Annotated in this window: 13 protein-coding genes and 2 pseudogenes; 7 read left to right on the top strand and 8 right to left on the bottom strand. The window is 52.7% G+C overall.

Going from position 1 to position 17,586, the window contains the following annotated elements; all coding sequences use genetic code 11:
• Nucleotides 1-2 precede the first annotated feature (2 nt).
• Genes BBD46_RS23230 through BBD46_RS16660 form a run of 3 tightly spaced genes read left to right on the top strand, consistent with a single transcriptional unit; the run spans nt 3 to nt 7,783 of the window.
• Nucleotides 3-4,271: an Eco57I restriction-modification methylase domain-containing protein gene (locus BBD46_RS23230; protein WP_071402811.1), complete on the top strand. Its 4,269-nt coding sequence runs from the start codon at nt 3-5 to the stop codon at nt 4,269-4,271.
• 6 nt (nt 4,272-4,277) lie between these two features.
• Complete coding sequence (locus tag BBD46_RS16655; protein ID WP_071402812.1) at nt 4,278-7,241, top strand: helicase-related protein; 2,964 nt, start codon at nt 4,278-4,280, stop codon at nt 7,239-7,241.
• On the top strand, nt 7,241-7,783 hold the full coding sequence (locus BBD46_RS16660; RefSeq protein ID WP_071402813.1) for a TATA-box-binding protein: 543 nt from the start codon (nt 7,241-7,243) through the stop codon (nt 7,781-7,783). Before BBD46_RS16655 ends, BBD46_RS16660 begins: the two co-directional genes overlap by 1 nt.
• Nucleotides 7,784-7,834: 51 nt before the next feature.
• On the opposite strand, the gene BBD46_RS16665 is transcribed toward BBD46_RS16660, so the two are convergent.
• Nucleotides 7,835-8,182, bottom strand: coding sequence for a winged helix-turn-helix domain-containing protein (locus BBD46_RS16665; RefSeq protein WP_071402814.1), 348 nt, complete (start codon nt 8,180-8,182; stop codon nt 7,835-7,837).
• 83 nt (nt 8,183-8,265) lie between these two features.
• Nucleotides 8,266-9,684: a hypothetical protein gene (locus tag BBD46_RS22315; protein ID WP_139173664.1), complete on the bottom strand. Its 1,419-nt coding sequence runs from the start codon at nt 9,682-9,684 to the stop codon at nt 8,266-8,268.
• Nucleotides 9,685-10,248: 564 nt separating this feature from the next.
• On the opposite strand from BBD46_RS22315, the gene BBD46_RS16680 reads away from it, so the two are divergent.
• Entirely contained in the window at nt 10,249-10,866 is a 618-nt protein-coding gene (locus tag BBD46_RS16680) for a hypothetical protein (RefSeq protein WP_139173666.1), read from the top strand.
• Between the two features lie 255 nt (nt 10,867-11,121).
• Here BBD46_RS16680 and BBD46_RS16685 read toward each other — a convergent pair whose 3' ends face one another.
• Nucleotides 11,122-12,003 carry a hypothetical protein gene (locus BBD46_RS16685; protein WP_071402818.1) on the bottom strand — a complete coding sequence of 294 codons (882 nt, stop codon included), beginning with the start codon at nt 12,001-12,003 and terminating at the stop codon, nt 11,122-11,124.
• Between the two features lie 32 nt (nt 12,004-12,035).
• Here BBD46_RS16685 and BBD46_RS16690 point away from each other — a divergent pair.
• Nucleotides 12,036-12,242: pseudogene (locus BBD46_RS16690) on the top strand (Lrp/AsnC ligand binding domain-containing protein); the annotation flags it as partial.
• A gap of 2 nt (nt 12,243-12,244) precedes the next feature.
• Here BBD46_RS16690 and BBD46_RS16695 read toward each other — a convergent pair.
• The 3 genes from BBD46_RS16695 to BBD46_RS22760 all read right to left on the bottom strand — a co-directional run bounded on the left by BBD46_RS16695 (nt 12,245) and on the right by BBD46_RS22760 (nt 13,614).
• Nucleotides 12,245-13,153, bottom strand: a complete 909-nt coding sequence (locus BBD46_RS16695; RefSeq protein ID WP_071402819.1) for an ADP-ribosylglycohydrolase family protein — start codon at nt 13,151-13,153, stop codon at nt 12,245-12,247.
• Between the two features lie 97 nt (nt 13,154-13,250).
• Nucleotides 13,251-13,445: a hypothetical protein gene (locus BBD46_RS23570; RefSeq protein WP_071402820.1), complete on the bottom strand. Its 195-nt coding sequence runs from the start codon at nt 13,443-13,445 to the stop codon at nt 13,251-13,253.
• A complete protein-coding gene (locus BBD46_RS22760; protein WP_171908232.1) occupies nt 13,402-13,614 on the bottom strand; it encodes a hypothetical protein in 213 nt (70 codons plus the stop codon). Before BBD46_RS22760 ends, BBD46_RS23570 begins: the two co-directional genes overlap by 44 nt.
• Before the next feature lie 181 nt (nt 13,615-13,795).
• Between BBD46_RS22760 and BBD46_RS16705 the strand changes: the two genes are divergently transcribed.
• On the top strand, nt 13,796-14,464 hold the full coding sequence (locus BBD46_RS16705) for a hypothetical protein (RefSeq protein WP_071402821.1): 669 nt from the start codon (nt 13,796-13,798) through the stop codon (nt 14,462-14,464).
• 5 nt (nt 14,465-14,469) lie between these two features.
• A complete protein-coding gene (locus BBD46_RS16710) occupies nt 14,470-16,191 on the top strand; it encodes a hypothetical protein (protein ID WP_071402822.1) in 1,722 nt (573 codons plus the stop codon).
• Here BBD46_RS16710 and BBD46_RS21795 read toward each other — a convergent pair.
• A pseudogene (locus BBD46_RS21795) lies at nt 16,190-16,687 on the bottom strand (ADP-ribosylglycohydrolase family protein); the annotation flags it as partial. The gene BBD46_RS16710 and the pseudogene BBD46_RS21795 overlap by 2 nt on opposite strands.
• A gap of 183 nt (nt 16,688-16,870) precedes the next feature.
• A complete protein-coding gene (locus tag BBD46_RS21800) occupies nt 16,871-17,419 on the bottom strand; it encodes a hypothetical protein (protein ID WP_084777800.1) in 549 nt (182 codons plus the stop codon).
• Nucleotides 17,420-17,586 lie beyond the last annotated feature (167 nt).

Raw genomic sequence — 17,586 nt, forward strand, 5'->3', positions numbered from 1 at the left:
TCATGCAGACAGCACTTTCCTACCGAACGAATCGCGACCTGTTCTCGAACCACTACCTCAACGAACATCTCCCCGAAACAGAAGCATGGGACGAACTCAGCAAGGAGGAGCTCCGCGAGGCGAAAGACGACATCATGGGGTTATGGGAGCGCGAGAAAGAGACAGCTCCCAAGCGAAACGAATCCCAGCTCGAGGAGAAGTTCATCCGCCCGATGTTCCGGAAGCTTGGGATTCCCTTCGAAGTTGAGGAGAGCACCAGCCGGACGCAGCGCCGTCCTGACTACGGTTTCTTCGAGTCTGACGACGCCGCACGTGGTGCGTTCGAGCGCCGCGAGGAAGGTGGCGATTTCTACAAGGACGCGGTCGCCGTCGCGGACGCCAAGCGCTGGGGCCGTCCACTCGATACCCGTGGCAGTGGCGAACACGAACGGGACTTCGAGAACCCGAGCTACCAGATTCACGTCTATCTCCAGGAGACGCCGGCGCGGTGGGCCGTCCTCACCGACGGGAAGAAGTGGCGGCTCTACTACGGTCCAACGAGCCACCGGCTCGACTCCTACTACGAGATCGACCTGCCGACCGTCCTCGAAAAGGGCAATCTTGAGGACTTCAAATACTTCTACCTCTTCTTCAGACACGGCGCATTCCTCGAGGATTCCAGCGGCGAGTGTTTCCTCGACGACGTCTACGACGAGTCCAACGTCTTCGCCCAGGAGTTGGGAGAGGACCTCCAGGATAACATCTACGAGGCAATCAAGGTCCTCTCCGAGGGGTTCATGCAGTACCCGGACAACGACCTCTCCGAAGACGATCTCGACCTCATTCACGACAGTTCGCTCATCTACCTCTACCGGCTCATATTCGTGCTCTACGCCGAGAGTGAGGGTCGTGACCTGCTCGATACGAACAACGAGATCTACGAGGAATCCTACAGTCTGAATACGCTCAAGCAGAATATTGCGGAAGAACTGGATAGCCCGAGTCCGAAGTATCGCGACTGGCAGGACAACCTCTGGGACCGACTGGACGAGCTGTTCAAACTCATCGACCAGGGGAGCAAATCGCGGGGTATCCCCGAGGAGGACCTCTATATCCCAGCGTACAACGGCGGGCTATTCAGAACTGACCCAGACGAGGACGACAGCGTCGAAGCCTGGTTCCTCGCGAATCATCAGGTGGGCGATGCCTACCTCGCTGAGGTTATCGAACTGCTCACCCGGCGTGAGAACGGTAACGACGGTGGGAAGATCTTCGTCGACTACTCATCGCTGGATGTCCGCCACCTCGGAAGCATCTACGAGGGGCTTCTCGAATATCAGCTCGACGTCGCCGACGAACCGCTCGCGCTGGAGGACGGTGAGTACGTCCCTGCCAGCGAGAGTGATGAGGTGATCGTCGAGGAGGGAGAAGTCCATCTTTCGACCGGCTCAGGCGAACGGAAGGCGACGGGGTCGTACTACACCCCGGAGTATGTCGTCGAGTACATCGTAGAGGAAACGCTTGGCCCACTTGTCGAAGATTGCCGAAAAAATGCCCTTGAGAAGAGAGGGTCGTACGGAGGTCTTGCACAAGCGTTCGCTGACGAAGTGTTCGATCTCAAGATTCTTGATCCGGCAATGGGGAGTGGTCACTTCCTGACGAGTGCGATCGACTATCTCGCCCGTGAGATAATCGACGCTCAAGAGAAGCAGGCCGCACAGGAGGGTATCGAGACCGTCGACGAGGAACACGACATCAACTGGGCTCGCCGTCAGGTCGCCCAGCAGTGCATCTATGGCGTGGACCTGAATCCCCTTGCGGTCGAACTCGCGAAAGTCTCGCTCTGGCTTCGGACGCTCGCGGCTGAACAGCCGCTGGCGTTCTTGGACCACCACCTGAAGACAGGGAATTCACTGGCTGGGAGTGATATTGAGGAGATTGAGGAATTAGAATCGGAAGGTGGGGGCGACGGTCAAAATGCATCGCTGGCCGATTTCGGTGTTGCCCGGAAAGGTACAATTGAGCAACTGATGAGAATATACGAGGACTTTATCGCAATTGAGAATCAGGATCTTGAAGATGTCAAGGAGATAGAATCGAAATATGACGAGTTCGAACGGAACAAACTACGGCAGCGTCTCGGGGCCATGGGAAATGTTCGAACTGCGCGTGACTTTGGCCTAGACAATCTTCCTGATGATGTATTTGAGGATATGGCTGCTGCATTGGAAGATGATGAAAAATGGGCGGAAATTGCAGAAACCGACTGGTTCAAAACAGCCCAAAAATGGGCACATGACTCCCAGTATTTCCACTGGAAATTAGAATTCCCTGAGGTATTCTATACTACCGGAGGCGATCAGAAAAGTCAGGATGGCTTTGACGCAATAATAGGGAATCCCCCATATATCATATTTAAGATGCTTTCTGATGACATTCGGAATTACTATAGAAATAGATTTGATACTTTCAAAATGAAGGGTGACGTTTACGTTTTATTCATGGAACTTGCATCAGATCTTCTGCGTGATAACGGCTTTACTGGGTATATCATTCAAAATAAGTTCACAAAGGCAAAGTATGGTTCCCATCTCAGAGATGAATTATCCTCTCAAGAAACTATAAGAGAGATTATTGATTTCCACGATTCTCCAGTGTTTGAAATCACTGCATATCCAATGATTGTCCTTCGTCAAAAAGCAGATCCACCAGCTGATTACAAATTCACGTGGAGAGATATTCGAGAATCTGAGCAAAAGTTTATCGAGCGTTCTCTCAAGTCTGACGAAACTGGCTGGGAAATCACCCAATCCGATCTTGGAACGGATGTCTGGCACCCATTCGTTTCTGATGATGTTGTAACTGCAGACACTGTTCCTGTTAAGGAATTTGCTGACCAAATTGGTCAGGGTGCGATTCCTGGAAATACAGAAGTGTATATTGTTGATGAAGAAACTGTAGAGGACTATGATCTTGAACAGGAATACGTAAAGCGAGTTCTCAGAGGTGGGGACGTGAAACAATTCGCTATGGAATCCCCTGAGAATCTCTCACAGCTTATCTACCCATATGATGTCATAGATGGCGAGCCGGAACTGGCGGATCCTGAGCAGATTCCGAATATTATCTCCTATCTTGAGAATTTCAAATCAGATCTGGTTGAGAGAAAAAACTACGGTGAAAGATTAGTTGATCAGGGGTATGAATGGTATGAACTGCGATATGAAGCCCCGGGAATGCTTAATGAAAAGATCACATTCCCAGATATCTCCCCAGAAAATAGATTTTCTTTCGATCAAAATGGGGAATTTGCGTGTTTAGACACAGTCTATTATGCTGTAAGAGGTGATTCTCTTCCGTCATATGATAGTCGCTACCTTACGGCGGTACTCAACAGTAATCTATTGGATTATCTCTTTGATCGGATGTCGCCGAAAGTTCGAGGAGGATATCGGCGATATAAGACTCAGTACGTTGAGAGCCTCCCAATACCCGCGATTGACTTTACCGACCGGCATCAAGATACTACAGATTCTGCTAACCAAATCGAGACTATCTGTAAAGAAGTCTCTGAAGGAGAGCGAGCAGTAGAAGATGCGCTAAAACAGATCTTCTCGGATAGAGAGAACAAATTCGTCCTCCATGATACTCTATGTTATCTTGCAGACTTAATCTCCAACCTTAAGAAAGAGAGGCGGAGCTATAATCTCAATCTTCTTGACTATCTGGGGTCCTATGATGACGGAGAGAAGCTTCGGGAATCCCCTGGATATCAACCGGCTAGCGGGGTTTCCGAAACGATTCTTTCGGAAACAACTGAAACTAGAGATAATCTCAGAATTGGAGATGTCAAAATATCACGGGTAGACCTCAAAGTGACAATAGAGGCTTCTGCACGATACAAGCCTGAGGACCCAGAAGATTATGAGACGGATCGCTGGGGCTACACTGAGACTGACCACTATCCGGTTATGGAATTTGTTGGAATTAACGAATTACAGTCTGATTTGTTGGTTGAGTTTGTTGATTATGCAACGAACGAGGCTGATGGGTTTGCTGGGTTCCGAGAGACAGCCACTAAAAGGAATTCCCTAGTTGATAGACTGGGTGAGATGATCATGCCATCTCTACAAGATGTTGAATCTGATCTTGAAATATATCTTGATCAAAAAGAAAGTGTAAGGGAATTAGACGCGAGGTATGACCGCCTTCTCGAATTCCTAAACCGGATCGTCTATGAGCTATACGAGCTAAAAGAGGAGAAAATTGAGATGGTGGAAAGCACCCGATAGCAGTCAATGAGTAATTACAAAGTCGGCGACCACGTCAAGTTCGCCGGCGGGCGTGGAGAAATTACGAAAATCGAGGAACGGCCCAATGGTAGCTACCTCCTCCACGTCTACACCTCGGAGGGACAGCTCCGTAAACTCCCCAGTGGTCTCCCTCATATCGAGAAACTCGATTCGGTCGTTGACCGTCTCGCAGCCGGCCAGTCTGACCCACCACTTCACTACGACCTTCGGGAGCGAGCGATTCAACTCGACCTCGCATATCGGTACGACCGCTTCCTCTCGCTGACGAACAACCGAATCGAGATCGAGCCCTACCAGGTCAAGGCAGCCTACGAAATTTTGAACTCCTACGACCAGCGGTATCTCATCGGCGACGAGGTCGGTCTTGGGAAGACCATCGAGGCAGGGATCGTCATCGAGGAGCTTATCGCTCGAGGGCGTGCCGATCGCGTCCTTATCGTCGCGCCTGCGCCGCTGACTGTCCAGTGGCAAGAGGAAATGCGCGAAAAGTTTGACCGAAACTTCGTCATCTACGACCGCGAGACCGTCGAGACGTATCGCCAGTCCCACCCGAACCAGAACGTCTGGGAACAGGAAGATTTCATCATCACCTCGATCGACTTCGCGAAGCAGACGACAGACGATCCCGACGATGACAGGGTTTCCGTGCTCGATGCACTCAAGAATCTCGAGCCGGAGTGGGACGTTGCCGTCTTCGACGAGGCCCACCACTTGACAGCACGGCGCTCGAGTGACGATTCCATCGAACGAACGCAGCGGTATCTGGTCGGTGAAGCGGTCGCCGATAACTCCGATTCACTCCTGTTGATGACTGGGACGCCCCACAAGGGCAAGTCCGATCAGTTTTACTTCCTTGTGAGTCTGCTCGATCCCTATCGGTTCAGCCACGAGTCCCAGATTCATCCCGACGGCCTCGAGGAGCTGATGATCCGCCGGCTGAAAGATGAGATGTACGACACCGACGGAACACGGATGTTCCCTGAGAAAAATATCGAGGCCCTAGGCGTCGAGATGTCCGATGCGGAGCAACAGCTCTACGACGATGTCACTGAGTACATCCGCGAATACTACAACCTGGCGCAGCAGGAAGAGAACCAAGCCGCCGGTTTCACGATGGTTATCTACCAAAAGCGGCTGGTCTCGAGCGTCCATGCTATCAGAAAATCTCTCGAAAACCGTCTGCGGGCGATCCAGAACGATGCCGTAGCCGAGGACCTCCCCGAAGATGTCCAAGAACTCATTCCCCGCTACAGCACCGAACCGGAGACGCTGACCGAGGACGAACGAAGTCAGGTTGAGGAGGCCCTCGAGACGGTCACAGTCACGCTGAACCGTTCGCAGATGCAAGCTGAGCTCGATCGTGTTAAACAGCTCTGGCAGCAGGCAAAAGACATCGAGACCGACTCCAAGGCCCAACTACTTCGCCAGTTCGTCGGTCGGATCCTGCAAGAGGACCCAGACGAGAAAATCCTCATTTTCACCGAGTATACGGACACGCTCGAGTACCTTCGCGATCAGGTGTTTCCAGAACACGACATTGCACAGGTATACGGCGACCTTGACCAGGATCGACGCCGGAAAGAGATGGAGAAGTTCGAAGAAGAGGCGAATCTGATGCTTGCGACCGACGCGGCTCAGGAGGGACTCAATCTCCAGTTCGCCCACATTATGGTGAACTACGATCTCCCCTGGAACCCGATTCGTATCGACCAGCGTATGGGTCGACTCCACCGATACGGGCAGGAACACACGGTCGAGATTCGGAATCTCTTCTTCAAAAACACTCGCGAGAGCGAAATTCTCAATCTCCTCGTTGAGAAGACCAACCAGATCGAATCCGATCTCGGGATGCGCTCCGACGTGATGGGGCGAGTCTTAGAGGACGTTGACCTGGACGAGACGATCATGGCCGCCATTGCCGAAGGAAGGCCGACAGACGAGGTTGTGGCAGACATCGAATCAACGATAGAGGAGCGCAAAGAGGCCTTGGAAACTGTCGAGAACGAGTTCCTCATTCGAGATCGGTTCGACCTCTCGAACGAGGACGACGAGGTACTCGAGGTCATCGAACGCAGTCAACACGGCGAAGTAAGCGAAGCCGACATCGAGGTTCTGGTTCGGGAGTTCTTTGACGAGTTCGGTGGGACAATCAAGGGGGTTCGGCCCGGCCCTGCACGCTCTGATGGCGACGTCTACCAATTGGACGTTCCCGACGTTCTATCCGGTGATCAGGTAGCAGGACAGTACGACAGTGCAACCTTTACGAAACAGATCGCGATGGAAAAAGACGATGTCGACTTCATTGCGCTCGATCATCCATTGGTCCAGTCGCTCATCGAATTCTGTCTCAACTCAGACCGCATACAGGGACAGGTCGCTGTGAAAGTCGCTGCCGAAGATGAGCCGGCACCAGGGATTCTCTTTACTTACCGGTTAGGATACGTCTCAGGAGCAGGTGATGTAGTCACTGAGAAGCTTGTTCCGCTGTATGTTACGACCGATGGCGATGTCACTACCAATACCCCTGAGATAGTCGATACACTTCCGCCAGAGGAAACGACGTCCATCCAAAGTCTCGAGACCCTGGCGTCGATTGGAGACGATCTGCATGAAGAGGCACAGATGGAAGCCTGGACTCAGGTCGAATCGTTTGCGGACGAAGCCCGTGAAGAGCGTGAACGTGAAATAGCGATCAAGCGCCAGCATGCGGAACGGTACTTCAAAGAGGAAATCAGCGAGTGGGAGGAGCGCCTTGAGACATACCGACAACGCGACGAGGAGGGCAAAGATATGTCTGCTCCGATCGGAAACGCTAAACGAGAGCTCGAATCACTCCGTCGGAAACGCGATACAGAGTTGGAACGCCTCGAAGAGGAGAAACACGTCACACCGGAAGAGCCAGACTTGGTGTCCGCTGCGTTCGTCATTCCAGACGACGAGGTAGAGTGATGGTTACTATCACTAACGTTGTTGGATCTGGTAGTCTCGGCCTCGAGTTAGACGTTGAACAACTCGGTGCCGATCTCGATGTTCCGTATACGGAGCACGATCCAGAAAACTACCATGGGCTCTACGTTCGGTTAGAGGAAGACGGGCCGCTGATCATTGTTTATCGAAGTGGGAAGTACATCATCACTGGTTCTTCGAGTCTCAACCAGCTTGAAGAATCGAACGATGCGTTCCTGAATAAGCTGTCTGCGTTGAACGAGATCGATGTTCCCGAGGAGACTGGATTTTCGGTCCAGAATATCGTCAGTACTGCAGAACTTGGAGCGGATGTTAACCTAAACGCACTCTCGATTGGTCTTGGTCTCGAATCAACTGAATACGAGCCAGAGCAGTTCCCGGGACTTGTCTACCGGCCAAAAGAGTACACTGCTGTGATCTTGCTATTCGCGAACGGCAAAGCGGTCATCACTGGTGCACCGACTGTCGATGTCGCAACGGATGCATTTGATCATCTCCAGTCTCGAGTCAACTCACTGCTTTAGAGACTACCCTTCCGGTTCGAACGCCTGTTTTGGCAAATTATCGATCGTATCTCAGGCGTTTTCAGACTCGTCGTCACCACGGGCGAAACTTGCCTGACTCTCACTGGAACCATCACTGTCGGTTGTGGGACCTTCGATGAGTTCCTCGAAGTCATCCACTTCATCGTACTGATCCTGGTATACCAACGCGGCTTTTCCGGGTGATGTGATCTCGTACAGTCCAGATCGGTCAGCCGGTCCAATCTTTTCAACGAGCCCGTAGTCCTCGAGCACCGGCAGCCGGGTGTTGATGTTTTTGCGGGACTTCCCGGTGTGAGCGGCCAGGTTCGTCGCAACATTCCGTCCTTTGTCTTCCAGTCCTTCAAGGATGAGAAAGTCGGTTGGTTGACGTAGTTTCACGGGTAGTACTCTGTATTGAGAAAGTAGTTATGGTGACAAGTAATGTTTTTCGGCCAGTGAAACAGAAATCTCTCGCTGTACCGTCACGGTGTAGAAGATGTCGTATAGGTATCTGATGAGAGTTTCTCAAGTTCTGATTCGGCGGCTCGTTGAAGGTCTTCTTCAGCAGTTGGTCCTGGACTCGAGTCAGATGCCACAAGAGCAGCAGAGACCGCGTCTCGATCGGCTTCACATACTCGTTCAAGGGCATCTTCGGATATTTGGCTCTTCTCGTCGGAAACCTTATTTGGATACTTCGCTCGAGCAATTTTATTATCCAAGATCTGCTTTGGCATAGTTTCAATACCGAAATCGGCAGTCTCACAGAGTTTTGAGATCTGGTCAGCAGCGCGGTCGACCCAGTTATCCGGCGACGAATCACAGTCAGTTACTGCCGCAGATGAATCCGGGTCAAAGTTGGCGTATGCAACGATTTCTTCTGCTAACTCAGGTTGTTCTTCTGCAAGCCGAACAAGATTCAGTCGGAGGTCCTCACGCTTGGTTTTGACTGGGTAGTTATCAACAACAGCGGCAACAGTTCGACGTGCCGTTGCAGGTGAGACAGCCTCATTCAAAATCTCCTCACAGACAGCTGATTTTTCGATTCCAATACGCCCGTTCGACGCTGCGGCTTGCTTCCCGAGCTCGAGAACGACGCGACGAGCACGAGCCTCTGGGTCGCCCTTGAGATACTCGACAGAAACCCAGCATTCCCACGGGTAGTCGTCCGGCCGGTCTGGGAGTTCATCGACCGGCTTATAGAGCTTTGGTGTTTGTGGATGGCGACCAAGATTGAGCGTTTCAACGACTTGATTACGATATTTACGCATCGTTCGTTTCGTTGGTTCCCCGTCGCCAACAACTACTTCAATCGCTTCATCAAGGTCGTCACGACTGATTTGGTGACTTTCGCACGACATCTCGGTTTCGAGATAGTCGACAATCGCCTCGGTTTTTTCTTCGACTGTCCGCGGTTGTTTGTTGACACCATCCTGATCGTTGATGGTGTCCTCAGGGGGTTCATCCTCAGTATCATCGAGAGCAGTCGACAATCGATCAGCTAAATCGGCAACCCACTCATGGAAGGGGTTGGTTCGGTACTGACGGAGCGCACGTGCAAGTTCAACACCATACGAATTTTTCGACTCCGAAACTGCGTTTCGGAAACCGTCTTTCGAATAGGGGGCAATACGGACCCGGACTTCAGTTTTCGAGTCAGTAGTGAGGTCGTCACCCACCAAACTGTGTGGTATATCCGTTTCTTCTTCGGTGATGACGTCGTCGGCAAGAGTCTGTAGCTTCTTAACAGCGTCAGCAAAGCGGATATAGTCCTCTATTGCTTTCTCGACGTACCGGCCGAGAGAACCTTTGTACCCGCCAGTTACATCACGGACCCATTCTTTGAAGAGTTCCCATTCAGACGTTGGGACAAGCCAGCCAAGATGTTCCAGACCAGCACTCATGATGCAATCACCCCGGAAAGAACTTCGAAGAAACCACCCAAGATGGGTAATGTCAGATCATCATCACACAGTATGGGAAGAAGGGTAAGGGGGTGTGTTCCGTCGTGACGGAAGAAGCGAGCCGTAGCTAGATCGTGTTTCGGTTAGAGAGGTGCTCTCCCATGACTTTTCCCTCCAGCAACTTCCTATGGGGACGTTTGGAGCAGCCTTCATCACCGAAGAACCGCCCCGTACCTCACACAGGTTGGGTGGTGAGATACGCCAAACTATTGTTTTGGTATCTCCTCTATCGGATAGAAGTTCAATTCCTGCTTCTAACCGACACTTAGATAGTGCTTTACTTCTAAAGTAAAGCCGTCGGCACAACGGGGATTCCCTTACCAAGAGTGTCCCGTTGATGTCGATGGATAGCTTCCTTTCCATTTCTGGTGTTAGTAGTACCGTCTGTCGCCGATCGATCGTATGTTCTGGTTGTCGGCAGGGAGTACTGTTGTTTTCCTATTCACACAAACTCCTATGAGATTGCGTAATAATAAATAGTTCGGCGATGCAGATATACAACACATGGACTTAGATCGCCCCGCAGCATTGCTGACAGATGCACAACGAGAATATCTACGCGGTGAAAAGGAATTTAAGCGGCCTGTTCACGAGCGAAATCTCCGGTCACGGATTCGGGAGCGTCTTGTGGCAGCAACGCACGATCTCACATTACTGTATAATGAGTTAGATCCAGAAGATCGAAAGATGGTGTATAGCGTTACGGGGTATGACTTAGCTGATCGTGTTGATGACGAACTTGAAAGGGATCCTGAGCTTGTTGGTGCAATTAGAAGTTCAATAGCGTTCTTTTATGAAGCCGCTCATGATTCCGGGAGAGATGCCGAATCAATCGTTGAAACGGCAGTTGGGCAGGTTGAGCAGCGTCGTAACTCATCCACAATAGTTGATGTCAACCTCGAAGTCGAGAAGAGTCGGCTCGACTATCTTGCAGATCGCGGTCGCAGTAAGATGGAACAGATGGATGATCTTTCGAATGCCGAAGTGCGTGCGTTACTCGAAGCAGAAACGGAGGAGATCGATCCAGACGATGTTTCCATGTATCTCCGTAACAAATGGGAGTGGTCGATACATTCAGACGAGCAGACTGATGACTTTGACGACACCGACACCGGAAAGTGAACTACCCCGCCTACTCGCCAGCAGAAGCTGGCTCCTTGAGGCAGGGACTTCCTGCTCCGACGACACGACTTGCAGACTCCGTAATTGGATCCACAGCGGTAGCAGTCTTCACCGGTAGATTTTTGCCTCCAAGTGAGCGACCTAGAGGTATGACCCTCGAGGACACCATCCGAGAATTAGAGGATCGTCTCGGAATGAGTCGGAGTGAGGAAGTGGAAGAAACCGGTCGGACTGTCGCTCGTCTTCAGGACTAATTTACTCGAGTTCTTTGAGTTCGCCCGCAAATTCGTGTTTTGTGAGTCCGTCAGTATCGAGCATATTGGTCATTCCTGCCCGATGGACGGCTTCTTCAGTAAAGTCAATCCACAGTTCTTCGTGTCGTTCTGCGTATCGTCTCCATCGCTCATTCCGCTGAAGATCTAACTCATACTCTTCAAGCGGAATTTCAATATCGTGCTTTCGTACGAGTATATCGCATCCGAACTCCTCGAGATACTTGAACCGACCACCCTTTCGTCGAACTGTCAGCAAGCGTTTGGATTCGTTGATGTATTCATTGACCCACTCCATCCAGTCGTACTCGTCGGTCTTATCGAGGGGTTTCGCTGTCTCCGGCATCGAGAAATCCGGGTTCACCCGCCTGAGATAGAGCTGGCAGATCCCAATGGCCGTTCGATGATTCGCGTTGGGCAGCGCGTGCTTGAGGATCAAATTCGAGGCCAGGCGACCCGCCACCTCGACTGCTGTTCCGTTCCAGTCAATCTGGTTAAGCGCTGGTTCGATCGCTTCGGCTGCGATATCCTTGTACGCTTGTACCCGCTTCCCTTCCTCCTCGTAGTTCTCCTCGAGGACGTTCCTGAAGACGGTAACCAACCGAGTCGCGATGACGCTGTTCGCCGATTCCATCGAATCGATGTACTCGACGAGATCGTAGTCAATCTCGTCCGCTGCCCCGCTGGCACCGGACGCGGTATAGACGATGTAGACGGTCCGGTCCAACTCGAACGACTCAACTTTGACCGATTTGTGCCCGTCGTACCCGACGATGCGGTCCCCCATAGCTTCCAAATCAGGACTAACAAAGTCTATTGAGAACTGCTTATCCAGTTCGTGGTGGTAGGGAACCCGATTTTCCATTTCGTCCGTAACAACACGTACCCCTTCATACTAATAACCAACAAATGATCTCCGTTCACGAAGTGACAGGCGACTACGACGTGATCGCTATCGGTAAGTTCGAAGATACAGACGATATGAACGATCAGATCAAGGCGTTGATCACTGATCCCGACATCAACCAGTCAAACACGAGTATCGTTCTCAACACTATAACCGAAAACGAACAATTCGAACTCGTGGTAAACGAAAGCAACTAACTTCACGCCACCTCTGTGAGCTCAACCGCCAATGATTCGAGTTCGTCTGTTTCATCAATGGCAGAGAGCCAACGATCCGGAAGCTGTGACGCACCGAACCGTGCACCAGCAACTGCGCCCGCAATCGCCCCGATCGTATCAGTGTCACCACCACGATTAACTGCGGTCACAATCGCTTCTTCAGCGCTACTGGCGAGTAGTCCATCGTGGAGAGCCGTTTGCAGCGAGTGGACGACGTACCCGGACGTTTCGAGCGTCCCTGGCGAGGTCCCGTCGGCGAGAGGCTCGAGTGCGGTCACGAGCTCGTCCGGAGCATCGTCTGCGACGTAATCGAGCGCCCCCTCCAGCGGCGTGTCGACGTCCTCGAGCAGACCGGCCACCGTGAGGTTGAGAATCGCACAGCCGTACGTACACCGCGGGTCAGCATGCGTAATCTGAGAGGACTGTCGGCTCACGTCCACGAGCTGGTCCCAATCAGTCGCGTACGGGATAGCAAGCGGTGGACACCGCATCACACTCCCGTTCCCGGCGTTCGAACCTTCTGGGCTGTCCTCCCAGACCTCTTGCCCTGCCTGGTTCCATGTTTCCCCTTTCTCGAGGCGACTGAGCGAACGCAACGTCACCCGCCCAATGTCAAACGGATCGCTCTCGTACCATGCGACGAACCGATTCGCCATATCAGCAGGATCGAACTCCTGTTTCTCGACGAGACTCCGCGCAATACAGAGTGCCTGCTCGGTGTCATCAGTAATCGTTCCAGCCGGCTTGTTCCACGTTCCGTACCCGACCATCTCGTCGAGGTCGCCGTACTCAGCAGTAATCGTAGACGCTGTGTCGAACTCGACCGGTCGTCCAAGCGCATCCCCACACGCCAGCCCGACCAAGACACCGCGGGCGCGGTCAAGATCCATGCCCCATCCAACGAATACGTGTAAGAAAAACGTATGGTCGCGGTCACTCGTTAGGCTCAGTTCCGGTCCGGAGGTTCTCTCGGTACTCGTTCCACACTTACGATATTGCCACTCGTTCCTCTTCTGTCATCGTCTCGTGTTCGTCTTCATCGTAGAACGGGAGCACGTTTTTCTTGGGCATGTCCATCAGACGACAAAGCGGGTAGAGTTCCTCGTAGTAATCTTCCAGAACCCATTCTTCGCCATGTTCAGCGACCGCTTGCTGAATATACAACGTCGTCGGTATCCTCACTCACGCCGATCTCAACACCGCTTCCACCCGCATCTATCTCTTCGACTACATCACGTACCTGGAAGAACACCTCCCCAAACTCATCCTTGACAACGCACCGGACTGGAAGAAAATCTTGGTCAGACAAGACGTACTTGACGGCATCGAACAACGGTATGTGGTCGCACAAGCAGCCACCGTTGCAGTAAACCGCTTCGGGCGCGGTGGCCCGAGGCGTTTATTATTGTCAACCAGGAGTGACGCGCCGTTCAACACGGAGTTCCTCACTGCCAGCCATAGATTTCATATATTGTAATAGTAGTGTTTAATCTGATAACTATTATCAACCCTGGTTGCGATGGCTATCGCATATGAGTGAGAGCAAGCAATCCGAAGACGTAGAGTACGCCCCACTCACCGAGGCGGAGTTCAAGGAAAACCTCGCACAGTTGTTCGATGCGATGAACGCGCTCGCACCGACGCGGAACTATGTGAGCCAGATGGTCCAGTTACTTCCGCAGGAGCGCCGTCAGATGCGCCATGCCTATCCCGATCTCTTCGAGCAGATGGAAACGCAGGAGTTCCTCAACGACGGGTTCGGTCTCGAGATCGACGAGGAAGAGGTGTCCACGGGCCGGCGTGGGACAGCAACTGAGATCGAAAGTTTCGTCGACGATATCATGGAGTTCTTCGACGATGACGACCGTCGGCAAGCACTCGAAGAGTACCTCGACGACGAGATTCCTAACCCACGAAAGGAATGGCTCGATCACCGGGTCAAAATGGCCGTCAGCGAACCGAACTACGGAGAGGAGATCAACACCATCTTCGACACGATGCTCAAGTACGGCGACCAGCAGAACGGCTACCGACTTGAGATCGATCGGGTCAACGAACTCTCCGATATCGATCAGGGCCGGCTGCTGGAAATCAAGCGGTTCCTAGTCTCCGAGCTCGAGATCTGTCGCGATCGAAACGATAAGTTCGAATTAGCGAGTGAGATCATGGATTACCCGGACATCATTGACCAGAACCTCTGACCGGCATGACCGACGACACACCCCGTCCACGGACGACGGACGAAGCGGAATCCGCATCCGACCACGACCATCGAGATGAGCGAGCGGAACCAATCCCGAAGGCGTCGGTTTTCGTCTCGACGAAACGGATCCGCCGGAAGCTTGTTACCGACACCCCGGAGACGGCTCGAGCCGTCCCGTTCGAGCTGTCGCCTGACCGCGTTTCGTCTCGCGAGATCGCCCCGATCTCGATTCGCGCCCTCGAGCGAGACGGCTGGCGACTCGAACCGCCCGCCGTCGAGCTGACCTCCGATTTCGAGGCGACCGAACTCGATCCACCGCGGCTACGGATCTGGGAAAATGCGAAACTGGAACCAATCGATCTCGGCTATCGAGCGATAACACAGCCGGAGATCGGGCTCCCGCCACGGCCGCTGCTCTCCGTGACCGTGATCGAAGACCGCGATCCGACGGCGGACCCGGATTCCGGAAACGCGAAGCGATCCTCGAGCGAGGACTCGACGTCGGAAGCGTCGACGCCCACCGACGATACCGGTGCCGACCCCTCACAGACGGCGGCGTCTCAAACCGATGCGGAACAGGAGAGCAGCGCTTCGGACCAGCTGCCCGAATTGGACGAATTCCTCTTCGATATCGACGGTGGATCGCTCGACTCGTACGATCCGCTGTGTATCGTCGCGGCCAAGACCACGGACGAGGAGTACAAACAGACCCTCGAGGCGCTCTGTCGGGAGCAGTTCCGTCAACTCAATGGAGGGAAGCCTCTCCCTAGCTTGCTGGCCGACGGTGAGGGCGAGACGCTCGAGAGTACTCGCGTAGAGAACCGAATCATCTCGTACGATGACGACTCGAGTGAGGAGTACTTCGAATTCGTCTCCGAAATCAGCGACGACGAAATTCGGACGGCACTCCGGGAGGGCGAACTCGATCTCTCGAAACTCACCGCCCGTATCGACGAATTCTTCTCGGAGACGCTCGGGTATCTCTTGCTCTTCGCTGATGAGCAATATGCACCCGCTCTATACGACTATCTCACCTCGACCGACGACGTGCGGGAGACGACGCAGATCCTGTCGGCTCAACCGCGTCCGCTCCCGGAAGACGTGAAACAGGAATTGGTACGGTTAGCGTGGGGTAACGTCCACATAGAGTCCGACTCGCACAAACTGGATCGACTTTTCCATACCAGTGCGAATGCGTTCAGGGATGCGATTGAACCGTCTGGTACCCTTGAGGAGATCACCGCTCGTGATGAAGGCGAAGAATCCCGTCTTCATTACTGGATCAAGTGCTTCACCGTCGAAGCACTTCTGAAACGGGACGGAGTCGCTATTCAGCAGGAATCCAGAATCGATCTCAAAGAACGGATTCCGACTGAAACCGAACTTCAGGGTGGTGGAAATCCCAGACCGGATGTCTACCATGAGCCCTCGGGAGAAGTCTATGAAGTCGAGACGCTATACGGGACCGATCACAAGAAGATCACGAGGACGATCGATAGGTACGAAGGAGTGAACGTGAAACGGGTTAACGTCGTCCTTCCGAATTTGACCTGTCTGCGGAATCTCGACGCTGTGCTCCGAAAGACTCAGCAAAAACCGGGAGAGATGTTCCACAACGAGGTCGAGTTTTGGACGCTCGACGCCGTAGAGCGAGAGCTTCTCCCACTCGAAGATGTCGTCTCCAGAGTAGCCGACATGTACGACCGAAGCGAGAAGCTCTGGTAGTTCCGTTCCCGGCGTTCGAACCTTCTGGGCTGTCCTCCCAGACCTCTTGCCCTGCCTGGTTCCATGTCTCCCCTTTTTCGAGGCGACTGAGCGAACGCAACGTCATCCGCCCAATGTCAAACGGATCGCTCTCGTACCACGCAACGAACCGGTCCGCGATATCAGCCGGATCAAACTCCTGTTGCTCGACGAGACTCCGCGCAATACAGAGTGTCTGCTCGGTGTCATCAGTAATCGTTCCTGCCGGTTGATTCCACGTTCCGTACCCGACCATCTCGTCGAGTTCTCCGTGCTCATAGAGATTATCGTAGACGTTCATAGTTTCCCGCTGAAGAACCGAGACACAGCATCGAACGCCTGGTTTCGAGACCCTCGGTAGACTACGATAATCCCTATCAGCAGTAATCGTAGACGCTGTGTCGAACTCGACCGGCCGGCCAAGTGCATCCCCACACGCTAACCCTACCAGAACTCCGTTGGCACAATCAAGATTCATAATTCACACAACAAACACATTCAAGAAAAAGTGAGGTCATAATCACTCGCTGGGTTTCGTACCCGTGCGGAGATACTCCCAATACTCGCCCCACGTCTTGTACATCTCAACCTATCCAGATTTCGTCAGAGAGCGCTATTTGACGAGTTAGCAGAGTTAGTTTCTTAAACAGTCTAACAACAATCACTCTGTGTTGCTCTGTGGCCTGTATACTGCATGTTCTTCCCAAAGGGATTCTTGGTGAGTTGGAAAGGACCTGGCGGGTGAATTAGATGAATTGAGTTCGATCGTGCTCTCGATTGTTTGTCCCCACGAGAGCATATCGCCTTGTTCGGTCCAGAGAGTAATTGGGTCTCCCTGGTGTGTAGGCTGGTCACCAACCGTTTCGAATTCAACGTCAACTGCAGCAGGTAACTCGACCGAGTCAACAGCTATCCACCATGCTAAACCTTTGTACCCGCTGTTCCTGTAATACGAGTCAGTCAGAAGAGGAACTGATTCACTGCCGACCGAAACCGACCAGTTCATCTGATCTTGTGCCTCAACTCCGTCACGGAAGAGATGGTGTCCCAGCGATGAATCGATTTGCGGGATACATTCTGGTGTCCCGACGGCAACTGTCGCCCAGAGGAACAACGTCGTGTCTTTGGGTACCCCATACTGGTGAGTTCCATTATCCAGTGGTAACTTGATTTCAACCGCAGGATGGCCAAGGTTCTGAATGCTAACCATCAGTTTGTGTTAAGAAAGTCAACGGTTGCGTATAGAACTTAGGAGCGATCCTTACGTTCGATACAGGACACTAGGTCGGGTGGCGGGCTTCACCCCTGACCCCGGTGGGTCGGGGAATTCGCCCTTGCAGGTTGTTTAGACTTCGATCGAGCTGGCCCGCTCCAGTA

The sequence above is a fragment of the Natrialba sp. SSL1 genome (genome assembly GCF_001861355.1).
GTDB lineage: Archaea > Halobacteriota > Halobacteria > Halobacteriales > Natrialbaceae > Natrialba.

Bases quoted from the DNA above. Each gene is read 5' to 3' on its own strand.
- BBD46_RS16660 (WP_071402813.1), top strand. From the start codon at position 7,241: ATGGTTACTATCACTAACGTTGTTGGATCTGGTAGTCTCGGCCTCGAG.
- BBD46_RS21800 (WP_084777800.1), bottom strand. From the start codon at position 17,419: ATGGTTAGCATTCAGAACCTTGGCCATCCTGCGGTTGAAATCAAGTTA.
- BBD46_RS22315 (WP_139173664.1), bottom strand. From the start codon at position 9,684: ATGAGTGCTGGTCTGGAACATCTTGGCTGGCTTGTCCCAACGTCTGAA.
- BBD46_RS16705 (WP_071402821.1), top strand. From the start codon at position 13,796: ATGAGTGAGAGCAAGCAATCCGAAGACGTAGAGTACGCCCCACTCACC.
- BBD46_RS16710 (WP_071402822.1), top strand. From the start codon at position 14,470: ATGACCGACGACACACCCCGTCCACGGACGACGGACGAAGCGGAATCC.
- BBD46_RS16685 (WP_071402818.1), bottom strand. From the start codon at position 12,003: ATGGAAAATCGGGTTCCCTACCACCACGAACTGGATAAGCAGTTCTCA.
- BBD46_RS16655 (WP_071402812.1), top strand. From the start codon at position 4,278: ATGAGTAATTACAAAGTCGGCGACCACGTCAAGTTCGCCGGCGGGCGT.
- BBD46_RS23230 (WP_071402811.1), top strand. From the start codon at position 3: ATGCAGACAGCACTTTCCTACCGAACGAATCGCGACCTGTTCTCGAAC.
- BBD46_RS16680 (WP_139173666.1), top strand. From the start codon at position 10,249: ATGGACTTAGATCGCCCCGCAGCATTGCTGACAGATGCACAACGAGAA.
- BBD46_RS16695 (WP_071402819.1), bottom strand. From the start codon at position 13,153: ATGGATCTTGACCGCGCCCGCGGTGTCTTGGTCGGGCTGGCGTGTGGG.